Below are 1,985 nucleotides of genomic sequence, written 5' to 3'. Positions count from 1 at the left end.
GTCTGACCGCGCAGATCTTTTTCGATGCGATAGAGTTCTTGGATTTGCGCCAAGCCTTCTTGCGCAACCGGGGCCGCGCCGGATTGGGTGAGGTCGTGTAGTTTGCGTCTTGCATGAGCCCAGCAATAGGCCAGGCTCACATCCTGCGCCGGGCGTTTGAGCAGGCGGTTGTATCCAGCATAACCATCCACTTGCAGCACTCCGCTGAAGCCCTTCAAAATAGTGTCGGCATGCTGGCCGGATCGTCCCGGCGCATAAGTAAATGCCACGCCCGGAGGATCATCGCCGCCCCAGGGCCTGTCATCGCGGGCAAGGGCCCAGAAGTATCCGGTCTTGGTCCTCTTGCGCCCCGGCGCCAGAACCGGCGCGGGTGTTTCGTCCATGAAGAGCTTGGTCGAGCGTTTCAGATCAGCCATCAGGGCATCATAGACTGGGGTCAATTCAAACGCGGACTTGCCGACCCAGGCGGCCAAGGTCGAGCGATCCAGGTCTATCCCCTGGCGGCTGTAGATTTGCGCCTGACGATAAAGGGGCAAGTGGTCGGCGTATTTGGAAACGATCACATGGGCCAAAGTGGCTTCGGTCGGGAGGCCGCCTGCGATAATGTGAGCCGCCGCCGGAGCCTGAGTGACCCCGCCGTCACAGGACCGACAGGCGTATTTGGGGCGACGGGTCACGATCACCCGGAACTGGGCGGGGATGATGTCCAGCCTTTCGCTGACATCCTCGCCAATGACATGACGCTCGGCACCGCAGGTGCAGGCAAGCTCAGGTTCAATAACCACTTCCACGCGCTCCAGATGCTTCGGCAGCGATCCCCGGTTCGTTTGACGCGGTTGATTAGGCGTGCGCACGGGCGCTGTGCGTTCATCGGCTTCTACCTCGGCCTCGACCTGGGCGATCGCCGTCTCGATGTCCTCCAATTCCAGCTCGTATTGACCGGGGTCGATCTTCTCCGACTTGGCCCCGAAGAGTGCTTTCTTGAAGGAAGCCAGCAATGCTTCGAGCCGGGCATTCTGGTCCCGTTGCGCACGGATGATCGCCTTCAGTTCAGCAATGTCATCGGGCAAATCATCAGACGCGGTCATGCCCGTTTCTATAGCAAAGCAAGAAGGTATCGACCCGCTTAAAGAGGCTCGTGAGTCATTCCGCCGCAGATGGGACTGCCACCTCAAGAGGCTGCACGCGCCGCCAATCGAGACCCGCAAACAGCGCCTCAAACTGAGCCGGCTCCAGGCGCATCACCCCGTTCTTGATTGCAGGCCATTTGAAGCTGTTATCTTCGAGCCGTTTATAGGCCATCACCAAGCCACTGCCGTCCCAATAGATCAGCTTCAACCTGTCTGCCCGTTTGGCCCGGAACACATAGACGGACCCATCAAAGGGTTTCTGGCGCAAGTGGCTTTGCACCAGCGCCGCGAGGCCGTCATGGCCTTTACGGAAATCCACCGGATCACTGGCAACAAAAATCCGGACCTTGTGGGATAGCGGAATCACGTCGCCAGTGCCCTAGCAATTTCGGCGATCCGGGTGGCTGGGGTGTCAGTGCCCAAACGCACCACAACATCCCCATGCACGATCTCGAGTATCGCGTTCGGTCTGGGGCGCTCCGCAGGCTCTGTCACCGGCTCGACGATCATCGGCGCAAACACAGGCCCAGGTGCCGACCCAGCATCGACTGGAGACGCAGGTAAAACCAGCTTCCCATCCCGTGCCAAGCGCCGCCAGGCAGACAAATGGTTCGGGCGAAGACCATAGCGATCCGCAACCTCCCGGACCCGCACGCCATCTTCCAGCGTCTCCGCCACAATGCGCGCCTTCACATCATCGGGCCAACGCCGATGCCCCTTGGGGCTGAGGATAAGATCCGAACTTGTGAGAAACTCACTGTGATCATCCATGGAGCTACTCCGTGAGAAAATACATCTCGAACGGACTCGCAGATCACAAACCTACCGGAAAGGTGGGGTCAAAACACCGCTTAC

General features: G+C 59.5%; 3 protein-coding genes. All 3 read right to left on the bottom strand.

Features of this window, described 5'->3' with window-relative positions:
• Nucleotides 1-1,088 (bottom strand): IS66 family transposase (gene tnpC, locus AAFN47_RS28070; RefSeq protein WP_499812480.1); only part of this gene is annotated, 1,088 nt, incomplete at its 3' end.
• A gap of 55 nt (nucleotides 1,089-1,143) precedes the next feature.
• Complete coding sequence (gene tnpB, locus AAFN47_RS28065; RefSeq protein WP_499812479.1) at nucleotides 1,144-1,497, bottom strand: IS66 family insertion sequence element accessory protein TnpB; 354 nt, start codon at nucleotides 1,495-1,497, stop codon at nucleotides 1,144-1,146.
• Nucleotides 1,494-1,901 carry an IS66-like element accessory protein TnpA gene (gene tnpA / locus AAFN47_RS28060; protein ID WP_499812478.1) on the bottom strand — a complete coding sequence of 136 codons (408 nt, stop codon included), beginning with the start codon at nucleotides 1,899-1,901 and terminating at the stop codon, nucleotides 1,494-1,496. Before tnpA ends, tnpB begins: the two co-directional genes overlap by 4 nt.
• Nucleotides 1,902-1,985 lie beyond the last annotated feature (84 nt).

The sequence above is a fragment of the Hoeflea sp. CAU 1731 genome (assembly GCF_039888615.1).
Taxonomy (GTDB): Bacteria; Pseudomonadota; Alphaproteobacteria; order Rhizobiales; family Rhizobiaceae; genus Flavimaribacter.
Note: the sequence above shows the minus strand (reverse complement) of the source record. Positions and strands in the feature narration are given on the sequence as shown.

Bases quoted from the DNA above. Each gene is read 5' to 3' on its own strand.
- tnpA (WP_499812478.1), bottom strand. From the start codon at position 1,901: ATGGATGATCACAGTGAGTTTCTCACAAGTTCGGATCTTATCCTCAGC.